Annotated in this window: 13 protein-coding genes; 4 read left to right on the top strand and 9 right to left on the bottom strand. The window is 37.3% G+C overall.

What is annotated here, in order from left to right; translation table 11 throughout:
• Nucleotides 1–9: 9 nt before the first annotated feature.
• Both V3Z67_RS11865 and V3Z67_RS11860 read right to left on the bottom strand, forming a co-directional pair.
• Nucleotides 10–3,090: a SusC/RagA family TonB-linked outer membrane protein gene (locus V3Z67_RS11865; RefSeq protein ID WP_330443517.1), complete on the bottom strand. Its 3,081-nt coding sequence runs from the start codon at nucleotides 3,088–3,090 to the stop codon at nucleotides 10–12.
• 242 nt (nucleotides 3,091–3,332) lie between these two features.
• On the bottom strand, nucleotides 3,333–5,255 hold the full coding sequence (locus V3Z67_RS11860; protein WP_330443516.1) for a S8 family serine peptidase: 1,923 nt from the start codon (nucleotides 5,253–5,255) through the stop codon (nucleotides 3,333–3,335).
• A gap of 203 nt (nucleotides 5,256–5,458) precedes the next feature.
• Here V3Z67_RS11860 and V3Z67_RS11855 point away from each other — a divergent pair, with 203 nt between their 5' ends.
• Complete coding sequence (locus V3Z67_RS11855) at nucleotides 5,459–6,064, top strand: ribonuclease HII (protein WP_330443515.1); 606 nt, start codon at nucleotides 5,459–5,461, stop codon at nucleotides 6,062–6,064.
• A gap of 11 nt (nucleotides 6,065–6,075) precedes the next feature.
• Here the strand turns inward: V3Z67_RS11855 and lipB are convergent, their stop codons facing one another.
• Both lipB and V3Z67_RS11845 read right to left on the bottom strand, forming a co-directional pair.
• Nucleotides 6,076–6,804 carry a lipoyl(octanoyl) transferase LipB gene (gene lipB, locus V3Z67_RS11850; RefSeq protein ID WP_330443514.1) on the bottom strand — a complete coding sequence of 243 codons (729 nt, stop codon included), beginning with the start codon at nucleotides 6,802–6,804 and terminating at the stop codon, nucleotides 6,076–6,078.
• A gap of 113 nt (nucleotides 6,805–6,917) precedes the next feature.
• Entirely contained in the window at nucleotides 6,918–7,658 is a 741-nt protein-coding gene (locus V3Z67_RS11845; protein WP_330443513.1) for a hypothetical protein, read from the bottom strand.
• 139 nt (nucleotides 7,659–7,797) lie between these two features.
• Between V3Z67_RS11845 and lysS the strand changes: the two genes are divergently transcribed.
• On the top strand, nucleotides 7,798–9,492 hold the full coding sequence (gene lysS / locus V3Z67_RS11840) for a lysine--tRNA ligase (protein WP_330443512.1): 1,695 nt from the start codon (nucleotides 7,798–7,800) through the stop codon (nucleotides 9,490–9,492).
• Between the two features lie 52 nt (nucleotides 9,493–9,544).
• On the opposite strand, the gene V3Z67_RS11835 is transcribed toward lysS, so the two are convergent.
• The 4 genes from V3Z67_RS11835 to V3Z67_RS11820 form a co-directional block, all read right to left on the bottom strand.
• Nucleotides 9,545–10,498 carry a transporter gene (locus V3Z67_RS11835; RefSeq protein WP_330443511.1) on the bottom strand — a complete coding sequence of 318 codons (954 nt, stop codon included), beginning with the start codon at nucleotides 10,496–10,498 and terminating at the stop codon, nucleotides 9,545–9,547.
• Between the two features lie 5 nt (nucleotides 10,499–10,503).
• Nucleotides 10,504–11,547, bottom strand: coding sequence for a cytochrome-c peroxidase (locus V3Z67_RS11830; RefSeq protein ID WP_330443510.1), 1,044 nt, complete (start codon nucleotides 11,545–11,547; stop codon nucleotides 10,504–10,506).
• A gap of 47 nt (nucleotides 11,548–11,594) precedes the next feature.
• A complete protein-coding gene (locus tag V3Z67_RS11825; RefSeq protein WP_330443509.1) occupies nucleotides 11,595–12,422 on the bottom strand; it encodes an MbnP family protein in 828 nt (275 codons plus the stop codon).
• A 145-nt stretch (nucleotides 12,423–12,567) separates the two neighbouring features.
• Nucleotides 12,568–12,939, bottom strand: a complete 372-nt coding sequence (locus V3Z67_RS11820) for a hypothetical protein (protein ID WP_330443508.1) — start codon at nucleotides 12,937–12,939, stop codon at nucleotides 12,568–12,570.
• A 108-nt stretch (nucleotides 12,940–13,047) separates the two neighbouring features.
• Here V3Z67_RS11820 and V3Z67_RS11815 point away from each other — a divergent pair, with 108 nt between their 5' ends.
• Both V3Z67_RS11815 and V3Z67_RS11810 read left to right on the top strand, forming a co-directional pair.
• Nucleotides 13,048–13,488, top strand: coding sequence for a hypothetical protein (locus tag V3Z67_RS11815; protein WP_330443507.1), 441 nt, complete (start codon nucleotides 13,048–13,050; stop codon nucleotides 13,486–13,488).
• 83 nt (nucleotides 13,489–13,571) lie between these two features.
• Nucleotides 13,572–13,928, top strand: coding sequence for a hypothetical protein (locus tag V3Z67_RS11810; RefSeq protein WP_330443506.1), 357 nt, complete (start codon nucleotides 13,572–13,574; stop codon nucleotides 13,926–13,928).
• Nucleotides 13,929–13,981: 53 nt separating this feature from the next.
• Here the strand turns inward: V3Z67_RS11810 and hemL are convergent, their stop codons facing one another.
• A complete protein-coding gene (gene hemL / locus V3Z67_RS11805; protein WP_330443505.1) occupies nucleotides 13,982–15,268 on the bottom strand; it encodes a glutamate-1-semialdehyde 2,1-aminomutase in 1,287 nt (428 codons plus the stop codon).
• Nucleotide 15,269: the final 1 nt, after the last annotated feature.

Genomic DNA, 15,269 nt, shown 5'->3' with positions numbered 1-15,269 from the left:
TGTCTTTTATTAGAAATTAATTACAGCTCCAAAAGTATAAATCTTAGGAGTTGGATAGTTACCCCTGTCTGTAGAACGGAAACCAGCTTCAGCATCCCAACCTCTGTATGAAGAGAAAGTTAAAAGGTTCTCTCCCTGAACATAAAGTCTTAAACCTGAAATTGGCAAATCACGTAATAACTCATCACTGAATGAATAACCGAATAAAATATTTCTAAGTCTTAAGAAAGACGCATCTTCAAGGTATCTGTCAGTTGAGTTAATGTAATCTACAGCACCATAAGGAGCATTTATCCTAGGAACTGAAGTGATATCACCTACATTTTGCCAAGCGTTTGCTGTAGTTGAAACCCTGTTAGAACCATCAGATATACTACTAGTTTCTTCTAATTCTGCGTAATCAAGGTTATTTCTGTAAAGATCTGCAAAGTAACTCCACTGAGTACTAAATTCGAAACCTTTATATTTCACAACAGTACCAAAACCACCTTGCCATGCAGGGTAAGTAGATTTACCTGTATTAACCCTATCAGAATCATCAATAGTTTCAGTTAAACCACCGTCTGCAGTGTAGAATAAAGGATTACCGTTTGCAGGGTTAACACCAGCATACTTAATCACATAGAAAGTACTGAATGGAGAACCTTCGATTAATGAAGTAGAACCATTACTGAATACTAAACCATTGTAACTATCCGGCAAATCTCTAATGAAGTTTTTATTGTATGAAGTATTAGCATTAACAAGTATTGTCCAATCTTCATTACGGAATACGTTATATTTTAAAGTAACCTCAACACCTTTGTTCTCCATCGCACCAATGTTAGTATTGATACCTGAAGTAGCATTAACAGGAGATACAGGAGTTTGCTGGAATAGATCTGTAGTACGTTTTCTATAAACATCTACACTACCAGAAAGTTTATTTTCCCATACACCAAAGTCAACACCTATGTTAGTTTGAGCTGTTTGCTCCCATCTTAAACCAGTGTAACCAATTTGAGTTGGAACTGTACTTACAGATCCGTCATAAGTACCACCTTGTCCATATAAACTACGGGTTAAGTTTAGAGAACTATATTGAGCATTACTTATACGTTGGTTACCAGAAGTACCGTAAGAAGCTCTAATTTTAAGATCAACACCTTTTAAATTATTTCTAAAGAAATCTTCCTGATCGATATTCCATCTACCACCTACAGACCAGAATGTACCCCATTTGTTATCGTCGATGAAACGGAATGAAGCATCACGTCTTACAGTTGCAGTAACACCATACTTACCTTTATAATCATAATCAAAGTTACCAAAGTAAGAGAATAATCCTTCTGAAACCTTACTTGAACCAACAGTAGGAACATATGGTTGACCTTCTCCTTCAATTACAGTACCATCAATAAATGCAGCACCTGTACCAACTAACCTTGGATCAAGACCACGTTGAGAAAAGCTAATACCATCAAGATGCGCTTTATTATACTCAACAAAAGCAGTAGCATCAATAGTATGATCTCCAAACTGATTGTTATAGTTTAATCTTGCAACAGAGTTAAATCTAAAATCTCTACTAGTCGACTCACTGTGAACACCTCCAAATTCAGCATAACCATCTTCATCATTAGGATCTGTACTTGTTACCTGGAAAGGACCTAAAATACTGTTAGGATGCAAGATTTCAAGAGCTCTGAAACTAGAAAAATCAACACCCATCTGGAAACCTGCAGTAAGGTTTTTAGCAAAATTCCAATCTGCAGCAAAGCTAGAAAGAATTTTGATCTCGTCCTCAACATCCGTATTCATGTGAACAGAGTTAAGTAATACATAAGGAGCTTTATCTACCGCGATAGAAGAAGGATCTCCATACACAAGACTTCCTGTATTGGTCACACTACCGTCAGCATCATAAGGCGATAAATATGGTAAACCATGTAAAGCTGCTCTAAAAGGAGCAAAATAGATAGCATTTGAACCTGCACCATCTACACCATTTGATCTAGAGAAGTTACCACTGAAGTTAAATGAGTAATTAAACTTACCATCTTCTGATTTACCAGAGAAGTTATTTCTAACACTGAAACGTTTAAAGTTTGTATTGATAAAGATACCATCCTGCTCAAAGTAACTTAACGAAGTAAAGTTATTTGTATTCTTTGAACCTGTAGTAATAGCTAAGTTATGAGATTGAGTAACACCTTTTCTAAAGAAAATATCTGACCAGTAAGTATTATTTTGCTTTGAAAGTAAATCAATTTCAGCATCAGATAAAGTAGAACCAAAACCATCACCAACTCTTTTCTGGAAGCTTAGCAACTCTTTCGAGCTCATCAACTCCATATTTAACGGCTGAAGTTCACTGTAACCAAATTGTGATGTATACCTAAACTCCATTTTCTCATCATAACCACCTCTTTTAGTAGTAATAACGATTACACCGTTAGCACCTCTATTACCATAAATAGAAGTTGCAGCAGCATCTTTATAAACCTGAACAGAAGCAATATCATTCTGGTTAATACTTCTAAATCCATCTTCATCTACCGGTACACCATCAATAACAAATAACGGCTCTACATTACCATTAATTGTACCAATACCACGAAGAATAATTGTACTATCAGCACCTGGCTGACCAGATCCTGTACCAATATTAAGACCAGCTATCTGACCTTGTAAGTTTTGAAGAACAGAAGCATTTGCTCTATCTTCAATAGCTTCTGCCGTAATACCAGCAACAGCCATAGCTGATTTTTCTTTAGTTATACTACGGTAAACGTCTTTTACAACAGGACCTAAAAGAGTCCCTTCCGGAAGTATAACATTATACGAATTTTGAGCCCCCACAACTACTGTTTGAGTAGTGTGACCCACGAAAGTAAACTCTAGAGTTTCACCCACATTAACTTTGATAGAGAAATTACCATCAAGGTCTGTTTGAGTACTACGCTGAGTTCCCTTTACTAATACATTAGCGCTTGGAAGAGGACCGGTTTCATCCGACACCGTACCACTCACTACTTTCTCCTGCGCAAAAGAGAAATTAATTGTCAACGCCATTAAAAGCGTCATAATCCAAGTAAACTTCGATCTCATACTTTATTAATTTGAGTTAGTTAACCGCAAACTTCTTAATAATTTATTAATAAAACAAATATTACTTCGGAATAATAATGTTAAATAGACGCAAAATTGCATTATCAAGAATTTGCCAATCATATAGTTATTAGATACTTTTTTTGTTAAAAGGTTGCGTTGATTTTTTATGAAAACAAAAAAAACTGCCTAAAAGGCAGTTTTTCAATTATTAACATATTTTTAATCTGTTAAATAAAACATTATTTAACTATTACTTTTTTTGTTTCTGTATAACCATCATAGTTGATATTTAAAACATACATACCAGCATTAAGCGAAGAAACATCCACAGTACTAACTACAGAATCAAACTGTCTTACAACACGCCCCTGTAAATCATACATAATCACACTTCCTTCAGATGGTTGACCTAGCGCACCCATATCAATATTGATTATATCTGAAGCAGGGTTAGGATAGATTGCCACCTTATTAAATTGATTATCCACTACATTTAATTCATCAGTTATACCATTAACAACTAATGAATAAGCCTGAGAGCCTCCTGAAAGACTACCTTTATGATTAATTGTAATAGTGTAAACACCAGCAGTAACATCAGTTAACTCAACATACTCAACATTATCCCTGTCATTGTCAGATCTTACAGCAGGCAGTATAACATTACTAGAAAGCTTCCATGGAAACGTAGGCAATATACTTCCTGCTTTTATAACCCTTACATCAATATCATTTATAAGTCTTGGATTGTTTTGATTCGCCTGCTCTAATGCAGCGGCAGCAGGATCTGTCCAAACTACAGTTACTTTTAAAGGTTGATCACCCTGAGCAGTTACCTGTTTTGTATAAACACCTCCATTATCTAAAACATTTTCTTCAATAAGCGAGCTTACACCATTATTATTAATAACCTCTACCGCTCTTTGAGCATTGATTAACCCCCAACCAAACTTATGATCAGGACCATCCCAAGAACCTGCTTCATCTGCAGTGTTAATCATTAAGGCTTTAAGAGTAGCAGCACGCATATACTCCTCATTAGTATTATAATAATGCTCCTGAAGCAAAATAAGAGTACCCGCAACACCAGGTGAAGCCATTGAAGTCCCCTGTAATGTAGCATAACCACTACCACCGCCAGCAGTAGGATATGAAGAGTAAACTCCTTCGCCTTTCATAGCAATATCCGGCTTAACCCTCTTATCATCTGTTGGACCATAACTACTAAAAGAAGTCATTGAAATATCATTAACATCACGATCTGCAAGAATATCTCTTACACCCTTAACCGCCGCAACAACAATGGCATTTTTAGATGTTTTATTACCAATAAGTAAATCACTTGTCTCACCCTCCCTATCGTTACCGGCAGATATTACAGCCTGATAGTAAGGAGCCGCATAATGAATAAGATCCCACGCACGGCTTTCACTTGAATAAGCACCAGGCATCCAACCTGCAGCATTCTCTAATGGTATACCATAAGAGTGATTAGAAACAAGAAGAGCAACATTTGGATCTGTTGCCGCACTTAAAGCTTCATTATTATCAAAAGAAGCTTCGTAAGCAAGTAAATCAGCCTGATACGCAAGTCCTCTGGCACCAATATCACCATCACCAGAACCTATAAGAGTACCCGCAACGTGAGTAGCGTGACCTGAAGCCTCAAAATCCTCTTCATTAAAAGATGCATTATCACCTATAGTAACTCTACCAACTAACTGCTCATGATCATCCAAACAACCTTCAATTTCCCACATACCAAGAAGCATTCCCTGACCATTAAGATCAAGCCCCATATCTCCTCCTGTTCTAATATGTGTAACCATTGAGGTAGCGGCACTACTTTTTTGCCCTAAATTATTATCAGGAGCTTTATAAATAGGTTCATCATGAGAAGTAACACCCATTAAACGTGCAACAACACCATTCTTATTAGTAACCTTTAGCGGCCAGCCATTAGCTTCCGCTAACTCAAGAGCTCTTTCATAACTTCTTAAATTCTCCTCCTCAAGCCCTTCAATTACTTTCTTAACTTCAGCCTTGTTATAGTGGCTAACTATCTTAGCTCTTTGTTCTGGCGTACTTTGAGCTGAAGCAGAAAAACCTGCCATTAACCCAACCGACAAAAGCATTAAAGCTGATACAGTATTTTTTTTCATAACTGTTTTTAAAAATTTAATAATAAACAACCAATAGACCTTTTCTTTACAAGAATCTCAAAACCAAAAGATTTGAAAATCTTTTTAAAAAAGAAAAGCAAAAATATAAATAATTAGAAATTAACCTATATTAATTTTAATTTTAACGCAACTAAATTACATTTGCGTATAATTTTATACGTAAAAAATACATTTTCCGTTTTATGTTATCCCTAAAATTTTCAGAATTCTCCCTAGAAACCGGCACTGATGAAGCTGGCCGCGGATGTCTTGCAGGACCAGTGACAGCCGCCGCAGTTATCCTGCCTGATAATTTTGAACTAAAACTCCTGAACGATTCTAAGAAGCTTACTGAGAAAACAAGAGAACAATTAAGACCAATTATTGAAGAAATGGCCTTATGTTATCATGTAACAAATATTGAGCCAGAGATTATTGACGAAATAAACATATTAAACGCCTCTATTAAGGCAATGCAGGACTGCATCACTAAACTAACCCCCACACCGGAATATATAATAGTTGACGGCAACAGATTTAAACCTGTAAACAATATACCCTACAGCTGCATTGTTAAAGGGGATGGCAAATACCTTAGCATCGCAGCAGCCTCAGTACTTGCAAAGACCTACAGAGATGAGTATATGAATAAAATTCATGAAGAATTCCCTATGTACAATTGGAAGAAAAACAAGGGATACCCTACCGTTGAGCATCGTGAAGCCATTAAGAAGTATGGTATAACAAAGTATCACCGTAAATCATTCAGACTATTACCTGACCAACTGGAACTGAATTTTGGGATTTAATTAAATTTTAACTAAACCTTCAGCAAAAGCTCTTCTTTTGTATTAACTATTTCCGCTTCAAAAAGCTCAGTGAAATATTTCAGTATTTTTTGCTTAATTTCTTCTTCATCCACCTTATCAACCCTTAATTCCACATTAAGAGAAGTAACTGCCTTATCTTTAATACCACACGGAATTATATTATCAAAATACCCTAAATCAGCATTTACATTAAAAGCAAAACCATGCATGGTTACCCAGCGCGAAGCCCTAACACCCATAGCACATATTTTACGGGCAAACGGTGTACCTACATCAAGCCAAACTCCGGTTTCTCCTTCACTCCTAACTCCTTCAAGACCATAATCTGCCATTACCTTTATAATTACGTCTTCTAAAAAACGAAGATATTTATGTATATCAGTAAAAAAGTTTTCTAAATCCAATATAGGATAACCTACCACCTGACCGGGCCCGTGATAAGTTATATCACCACCTCTGTTTATTTTATAAAAAGCAGCTCCTTTATCTGCAAGTTGTTTTTCATTAAGCAACAGGTTTTGCATATCTCCGCTTTTACCTAATGTATATACATGAGGATGCTGCGTAAACAAAAGGTAATTTGGCGTATTGTCATTTTTTTCCTCACGCCTGTTTTTCACCTTAACATCAAGTATACCGCTAAAAAGGGTTTCCTGAAAATCCCAAACCTCCTTATAGTCTTTCATTCCTAAATCAAGGAACTGTACCTGCTTATTCATAATTGTAATATCTAATTCATTACAAAATTACAAAACTTCTCTCGGTTTAACCTCATAAAAAAACCGGACACCTCTTGAGGCTGCCCGGTTTAACAATATCATTTAAATCTTCATTAAAATTTAACTTCAAGCCCCATATCTTCAGGCTTATCAAAATAATCCAACAAAGAGTATGTAACCGTTACCTTTTTTTTATCATCGCTTATTACTGCCGATTTATCTGAAACAGACTTCACAGGCTTTGGAAACTGATAAATAACCGTGTAGGTAGACTCTTCAAACATCGATTTCATCATCTCTTCACCTGCAGCATCTTCATCTCTTTTCTCCTCCTCTTTTGCTTTAGCAGGCTTTATGGTTTTTACAAACTTATTACCATCATAAAAATACTTCACATCAGATTCTTTTTTCTCTAAACTCATCCCCGACGGAGCACCACCTGCCTTATTCATCTTATTAAGTTCACTAAAAGCCTGCATGATATCGGTAATATCTTCTGCCTTTTGAAAATCGGTAAAAATATCCATCTTGAACTCAGAAGTTTTAGGATCCATCATCATATGTACCTTAAAATTCTCCAGCTTTTTTAACCGCTCCTGATCTGCCTTAGGCAATTTTGCTATACTATCCCTTTTTTCGTCCAGAATCTCTTTAAAGGTAAAAGTAGAATCTTTCCTCTCTCCTCCATCTTTAGTCAATTCCTCTCCAGCCATAGCCATTAACTGAGACGCATCTACCTCTAGGCTCATTTGCCCACTTCCGTCATCTTTAACAGTAACTCTTTCGGTAAAATTACACGATGTGGCAAACATCAGCATTAACAGGCTTAGCCCGTAAAAAAATCTTGTTTTCATAATTGGTGTTTGTTTTGTTAATCTTAAGCCAAAGATAATATTTTTAAAACCTAACAAAAAGCACTGATACAGTTAAAAATGCAAATTGATTATTTATTAATAATCACTATCTTTGCGGGCTTAAAAAAACATTAATAACATGCAGCTTTCAGAACAAGAAATCATTCGTAGAGAAAAACTGGACACGCTGAGAAACCTCGGCATCAATCCGTATCCCGCTAACCTATTTCCTGTAGACCATACATCTAAACAGGTTAAGGAAGATTTTGCTGAAGGAAAGAAGGTTGTTATTGCAGGTCGCGTGATGTCATTCCGTATTCAGGGAAAGGCTTCTTTTGCCGAAATTCAGGATAGTGAAGGACGTATACAGATATATATCAACAGAGATGAAATTTGCCCGGGTGAAGATAAAACCAAATACAATGAGGTATTTAAAAAACTCATTGACCTTGGTGACTTTATAGGTGTAGAAGGTACACTTTTCACTACTCAGGTAGGAGAAAAATCAGTACGTGTAACCAACTTCTCACTACTAAGCAAAACGCTTAGACCTTTACCAATGCCAAAAACAGATGCCGACGGTAAAGTATATGATAGTTTTAACGACCCTGAACTTCGTTACCGCCAGCGTTATGTAGACTTAGTAGTTAACCCTCAGGTTAAAGAAGTATTTGTTAAAAGAACAAAGCTTTTTAACGCCATGAGGAGCTTTTTTAACGACAAAGGTTACTTTGAAGTTGAGACACCTGTATTACAACCAATACCGGGTGGTGCTGCCGCAAGGCCGTTTGTTACCCACCACAACTCTTTAGACATCCCTTTATACATGAGGATTGCTAACGAGCTTTACCTTAAAAGACTTATAGTAGGTGGTTTTGATGGTGTTTATGAATTTAGTAAAAACTTCCGTAACGAAGGGATGGACAGAACACATAACCCTGAGTTTACGGCTATGGAAATATATGTAGCTTACAAAGACTACAACTGGATGATGGAGTTTACCGAAAACCTGCTTGAACATTGTGCAACAGCAGTAAACGGAACTACCGTTGCTACTTTTGGCGAACACACTGTAGACTTTAAAGCTCCGTATGCCCGTGTTACCATGACCGATGCCATTAAACAGTTTACCGGATTTGATATTACCGGAAAAACTGAAGCCGAAATATTTGAGGCTGCAAAAGGGATGGGAATCGACGTAAACGAAACCATGGGTAAAGGAAAACTTATTGATGAGATTTTTGGTGAGAAATGTGAAGGCAACTTTATTCAGCCAACATTCATTACCGATTATCCTAAAGAAATGAGTCCGCTTTGTAAAGAGCACCGTGATAACCCTGAACTAACCGAGCGTTTTGAGCTTATGGTTTGCGGTAAGGAAATCGCCAACGCTTATTCAGAGCTTAACGACCCTATTGACCAGAGAGAGCGTTTTGAAGCACAGCTTAAACTTGCCGAAAGAGGTGATGATGAAGCAGGTCAGTTTATTGACTTTGACTTCCTTAGAGCTTTAGAGTATGGTATGCCTCCTACATCAGGTTTAGGTATTGGTATGGACCGATTAATTATGTTCTTAACCAACAACCAATCTATACAGGAAGTATTATTCTTCCCTCAAATGAGACCTGAGAAAAAAGGACCTGAACTTACCGAAGATGAAAAGCTGATTACCGAAATACTTAAAGCCAACAATTCAATTGAACTGGCAGCTTTAAAAACCGAAGCCGGACTAAGCGGTAAAAAATGGGATGCTGCCATGAAAGGCTTATCGAAACACGGACTTGTAAAAGTTGTTGTTAATGGTGATGTAAAAACTGTAGAGTTTAAAGCATAATATACCACCTATTATATATGTATAAAAAAAGGAACCTTATCGGTTCCTTTTTTTATAAGCTATAATTAAGATTTATTGCCAACCTATAGTTCGCCTCAACCTTACCTCCCGTAAGGTTTTGATTCACCGGGACCATTGCATTAACACCTACAGAAAACTTACCCATACCGGCCTCTACCCCTGCCTTAGCAAAAAAGATATCACCTTTGGTATCGGGAACATCTTCACCATACTGCCTGTTTGAAGCATAAACCTCACCAGCCACACCTACCTGAGGTACCGTTACCAGCTTTTGCCCCTGTATCACATAAAACAAAGTTCCGCCATAATTAAACTGGTTACCAAACTGATAGTTTTGATTGTTTTCGGTTTTAAAAGTATAGTTAAGCATGGTATTAAAACCATAATTCCCTTTTTTAAGAATATATTCGGCTGCAAGCATATAATCCCAGCTACCGGTACCTAACTGAAAACTCGGGTTTATACTCCCGTTATTACTCCCGTTATATTCCCCGGTTGGAGCCTTTACCCCTACACCCGCCTGAAGTGTATGTTTATAAGCCACACTATCTGCTTTAGTCTGATACACGGTATACATACCTAATACAGTGATATCACCTATTCCATCAATAGTTTGTTTTCCTGTTGAAGGCGTGCGGTTATTAAAATGATAAGGTACTAATGCCGATACCTGAAAATTTTTAAATACCGGAATTCTCGCCCATGCCTGTATGGTATTAAAATTCTCGTCTATCCAAGGCGAGTTATTAAATATCCCTTCACGGCTCGAGTAGCTTTGATACATATAGCGCAAACCAACAAAGTTTTGATCCAGCATGGAACTAAACCCCATACTCCCGCCACTGGCAGAACAGCCACAGGCATCACAAAAATCTTCAAACTCATAAGCATACTGCCTAAAATTTGGATAAAGCGTATCTCTTACTGTCTCGGCATAAAAACACTGAGCAGCCAAAAGCAATACACCTATTATATATTTTTTCATTTTAATTAAGTTTGATAGTAAAACAAAGGATTATTGATAAACTCCTCATCAGTTAGTGTTTTCAGGAAAGCGATAAGAGCATCCTTCTCTTCCTGTGTAAGCGGGATACCTAAAACATCTTCATGTCTTAGCTCCTCATCCAGTGTTTCAGAATCAATAACTCCGTTAGCGTAAAAGTTAAGCACTGACTCTAGCGAACCAAAGCGTCCATCGTGCATATAGGGAGCAGTTAGCTCCACATTACGCAGGCTAGGAACTTTAAACTTATACCTGTCGGTTGCAAAACCGGTTACTATTTCCCTACCTAAATCATTAAGATTAGGATTAGGCGGAAGTCCGTTATTCCTAAAAGCACTATCGGTAAACAAATCGGTTTTATGGCACACGGCACATTTTTGCTGAAACAGTTCCATACCCTGCTCTTCCACGCTGGTAAAATTACCCCCCGGTTGATTACGCACATGCTTATCATAACGGGAGTTGGCCGAAACCATCATAGTCATAAACTGCCCAAGCGCCTTTAATATATTACCCGACGAAACCTGTTTATCCTCAAAAGCAAGTCCGAAGAGTTTTACATATTCTGCATCCTGCATGAGCTTTTCAGCTATACCCTGCAGGGTCTCTTCCATTTCCTTCGGATTATGAATAGGCACTATAGAAAGCATTTCAATACTATTTGAAGCTCCGTCATAAAAATATTCGCTTTGAAAAGCCATATTTTGAACCGCCGGAGCATTACGCGTCCCTATCTGATCATATATCCCGTGACTGAAATCGTGCCCATGATGTGTAAAAGCATACCCCTGCTCATGACAAAAAGAACATGAAATGGTATTATCGGCAGATAATCGTCCGTCATAAAAAAGTTTCCTTCCCAACTCAAAGCCTTTTTCTGTAGGCATATTATAGGATATATCCTGTGCTAAGGGTGGAAAATTTAACGGAACCTGAAAATCTAACGGCTTATCAACTTCGGTATACTCCTCTTCTTTAGAACACGACACGAAAAGACACCCCAGTAAAAGGGATAAAATAATTGTTCTCATACTATAAAAAGTTAGCCTTGCTACAGGTTGTAGCAAGGCATTAACAATTAGTCTTGATGACTTGAATGGCCTCCGTTATGCACATGATCTACAACAAACATATCCAGTGAGTTTTCGGCAATAGTTATAAGATTTTCACCTCCCATAATAGCCGTAGCTGTTTGTGCTTCGTTAATGTTATCTGCCAGTTTTATTTTGTTTACCCCGTCAAGAATTACATTAGCATCAGTTTTAAGGTGTATGTTAGGCATTTCACCTTCCCTAACTCTTGCAGTAGTAGGTAGTAACAAGGTAACTTCCCTGTAATTATCTGTAGCAGTGTTACTGCCCTGATGCACCTGGAAAGCTTTTTCGCCATCAACTTCAGGTGAAGTATAAGTCCCTTCAAAGTTTATGAAACGGTATCCTGTAGACCATGTCCATGTTAGGTTATATTCTGTAGCTAAATCCCAAAAGCTTTGCTGAGCCGTTTCCCCCTGTAGGTAACGTTGCTCGTCAACACCAACACCAAACCTAAGCTGAGTATAATCTCCGGCTGGTACATTTTCTAAATGAGCGGTTAGCAAATCGCCTTCGGCACTAATAACAAAATAGCTTTCTTCCTTCGGGTAAGTGTATTCGCTACCATCTGCCTTAATAAGCACTACATTACTTATTATATAGTTAAGTCTGTTAATTGTTAAACTCTCTCCATTAGAGTTTGTATAGGTGTTTCCTAGTATAAGAGCATCACCATTAACGCCGTTATCAAAATACAATTCTACATCGCCCGATGTCCCTTCTGTAACCGAAGAAGAATCGTCGTCATTACTGCATGATACAAAAAGGAAAGTAAGTGCCAATATGGCTATGGTGTTTTTTAACTGAAATTTCATTTTAATTTATTTGTTACGTTTATATATGTTTCCCGGCTACGCATAAAAATACACGCAGACCAATTGTACTACTACAGCCATAAGATAACCGCAAAGTACCTTAAGCACGCACAAAACATATTGTGTTGCCTGATTACATAGTTATTTAACCAATAAATGTGGGTGGATGAAATACAGCTCCTGTATTATTATGAGAATACAGATTTGTATAAGGAATTTTAACTTTCTCTATAGGCTGAAGCACTACAGCATTGAAAGTAAAATCAAATGAATCCTGAAAAAATAGTACTTCAGCTTCCTGATGTGAAGTTTTTTTGCTTGATACCGGCTTTTCGTCTTCGGCAGCTTTAGCAAGCTCCTTCATTAAGTGACATTTACCGTTACAGTGAAGTTCTGGTTTTGCTTTATTTTCACAAAGCTCATTAGCAATATAGTCATAGTTAAAAACATATTCAAAAACCGGCATAAGCGGTTTAAAGAATATCACCATAGAACATATGACTACTAATTTTTTCACGACACAAAAGTACTATCAAAAGGCTTATCGAAAAAATTTTTGCTCAACATTTTAAACTTTTTCTTTTTAAAAATGTCTTAACAGTATGTAACTTAAAAAAATAAGATTATGAAAACATGGATTTTAGTAGCAGTATTATGTGTTAGCACAGGTGTATTTGCACAACCGGGAAGAGGTAAACATCATGGAGAAAGAGAAAAACTAACCGCAGAACAGCGCACCGAACTTCAGGTTAAAAAGATGACTCTTGAACTAGACCTTACAGATAAGCAAAAGGCTGACATACAAAAACTGGTTTTAAACCGAAATAAAAATGCCGAAACCGAAATGGCTAAACGTAAAGCCGACAGGGAAGCAGGTAAAGTTCCAACAAAAGACGAAAGGTTTGCCATGCAAAGCAAAAAACTGGACGAACAGATTGCCATGAAAGCCGAAATGAAAAAAGTTTTAAATGACGAACAATTTGAAAAATGGCAAAAAATGCACGAAAAAAGAAAAGATAATTTTAAAGGTCAACGTAAAAACTTTAAAAAAGAAAAGAGAAGATAATTTTTTTTCTGTTAAAGTTTTGAGTTGTTTTATAAATTAATTAGATTTGGCGTACATAACACTAAACAAAAACCAGTTTAATCATGAAAAAAATAATTGCTTTATTCGTTGTAATGCTGGCTTTCGGTCTTAACGCCAATGCCCAGAAAAAAGCTCCGTCTAATCAGGTAGTTGCAGCCAAAACACAAGAGAGTTTTAAAGCATCTGCAGAAAAAGACCTTAAAGCCTTAAAAGAAGTTGTTGAACTACAGGGAAGTCAGGAAAAAGCCTTCATGGATCTTTTCATTTACAAACATGAGGTTTTATCTCACGACCTAAGCCAGGAGCGTAAAGATATTTTAGCTGAATCAGTTGAATCTAAAATCTCTTCTACGTTGACACCAGAGCAAAACAAAAAAATTGCTGCTACACCGGGCTTACTTAAAGTTTTAAGTCATTAATAGTATATAATGTACTAACATAAAAAAAGCTCCCTTTTCAGGGAGCTTTCTTTTTATAACTCTTTAGCTACTTTTTCAATAGCTTTGATTGTAAAATCAAGATCTTCATACGTAAGAGCATCGGTAATAAACCAGGTCTCATAAGCTGATGGCGCTATATACACCCCTTCCTTAAGCAAACCGTGGAAAAACTTCTTAAACGTTTCGTTATCACCATTTGCAGCGGTTTTAAAATCAGTTACCGGATTAGCATCAAAGTGAACCGAAATCATAGAACCTTTCCTGTTTATGGTATAAGCTAAATTAGCATCTGTAAGTTTTTCACGAATACCTTTTTCAAGGTAAGCAGTTTTCTCTTCAAGCCTGCTAAATATTGCCTCATCACTATTTAAAGCCTTAAGCATTTCAAGTCCGGCTGCCATTGCTAATGGATTACCCGAAAGCGTACCCGCCTGATATACCGGCCCAACCGGAGCAAGGTAATTCATTATTTCATTTCTACCTGCAAAAGCACCTACCGGAAGTCCGCCACCTATAACCTTACCAAAAGTTACAATATCAGCTCTAACTCCAAATAGTTCCTGAGCACCACCTTTTGCAAGACGGAAACCGGTCATCACCTCATCAAAAATCAGCAGCGCTCCGTTAGCATCACACACCTCTCTTAACGCCTGCAGGAAACCTTCTGACGGAGGTATACACCCCATATTACCTGCAACAGGCTCTATGATAATAGCTGCAATCTCATCCTTATTCGCTTCAAACAAATCTTTTACATTTTGTAAATCGTTGTATGTAGCAAGCAAAGTGTCTTTTGCTGTTCCCTGAGTTACACCCGGGCTGTTTGGCGATCCAAAAGTTACTGCACCACTACCCGCCTGTATTAAAAACGAGTCAGAATGCCCGTGGTAACATCCTGCAAATTTTATAATCTTTTCACGCTTTGTATAACCTCTGGCAAGCCTTACAGCACTCATACATGCCTCGGTACCCGAGTTTACAAAACGAATCTTATCAATATTAGGAACCATACTCACTGCCAGTTCGGCAATTTCGGTTTCCAAGGCTGTAGGAGTACCAAACGAGGTTCCTTTTTTAGCCCTTTCTATAACTGCATTTACTACAGGCTCATAAGCATGACCTAAAATCATAGGTCCCCACGAGTTAATATAATCTACTAATCGGTTATCATCTTCATCATACAGGTAAGCCCCTTTTGCTTCTTTCACAAAAATTGGAGTACCTCCTACCGATTTAAATGCACGTACCGGAGAGTTTACACCTCCCGGAATCACTTTTTCAGCCTCAGCAAACAGCTGGCTGCTTCTTTGATATAACATG

Source organism: Flavobacterium sp. C4GT6, from assembly GCF_036347315.1.
GTDB lineage: Bacteria > Bacteroidota > Bacteroidia > Flavobacteriales > Flavobacteriaceae > Flavobacterium.
Note: the sequence above shows the minus strand (reverse complement) of the source record. Positions and strands in the feature narration are given on the sequence as shown.

Coding starts and splice junctions, on each gene's coding strand:
- V3Z67_RS11865 (WP_330443517.1), bottom strand. CDS start 3,090: ATGAGATCGAAGTTTACTTGGATTATGACGCTTTTAATGGCGTTGACA.
- V3Z67_RS11860 (WP_330443516.1), bottom strand. CDS start 5,255: ATGAAAAAAAATACTGTATCAGCTTTAATGCTTTTGTCGGTTGGGTTA.
- V3Z67_RS11855 (WP_330443515.1), top strand. CDS start 5,459: ATGTTATCCCTAAAATTTTCAGAATTCTCCCTAGAAACCGGCACTGAT.
- lipB (WP_330443514.1), bottom strand. CDS start 6,804: ATGAATAAGCAGGTACAGTTCCTTGATTTAGGAATGAAAGACTATAAG.
- V3Z67_RS11845 (WP_330443513.1), bottom strand. CDS start 7,658: ATGAAAACAAGATTTTTTTACGGGCTAAGCCTGTTAATGCTGATGTTT.
- lysS (WP_330443512.1), top strand. CDS start 7,798: ATGCAGCTTTCAGAACAAGAAATCATTCGTAGAGAAAAACTGGACACG.
- V3Z67_RS11835 (WP_330443511.1), bottom strand. CDS start 10,498: ATGAAAAAATATATAATAGGTGTATTGCTTTTGGCTGCTCAGTGTTTT.
- V3Z67_RS11830 (WP_330443510.1), bottom strand. CDS start 11,547: ATGAGAACAATTATTTTATCCCTTTTACTGGGGTGTCTTTTCGTGTCG.
- V3Z67_RS11825 (WP_330443509.1), bottom strand. CDS start 12,422: ATGAAATTTCAGTTAAAAAACACCATAGCCATATTGGCACTTACTTTC.
- V3Z67_RS11815 (WP_330443507.1), top strand. CDS start 13,048: ATGAAAACATGGATTTTAGTAGCAGTATTATGTGTTAGCACAGGTGTA.
- V3Z67_RS11810 (WP_330443506.1), top strand. CDS start 13,572: ATGAAAAAAATAATTGCTTTATTCGTTGTAATGCTGGCTTTCGGTCTT.
- hemL (WP_330443505.1), bottom strand. CDS start 15,268: ATGTTATATCAAAGAAGCAGCCAGCTGTTTGCTGAGGCTGAAAAAGTG.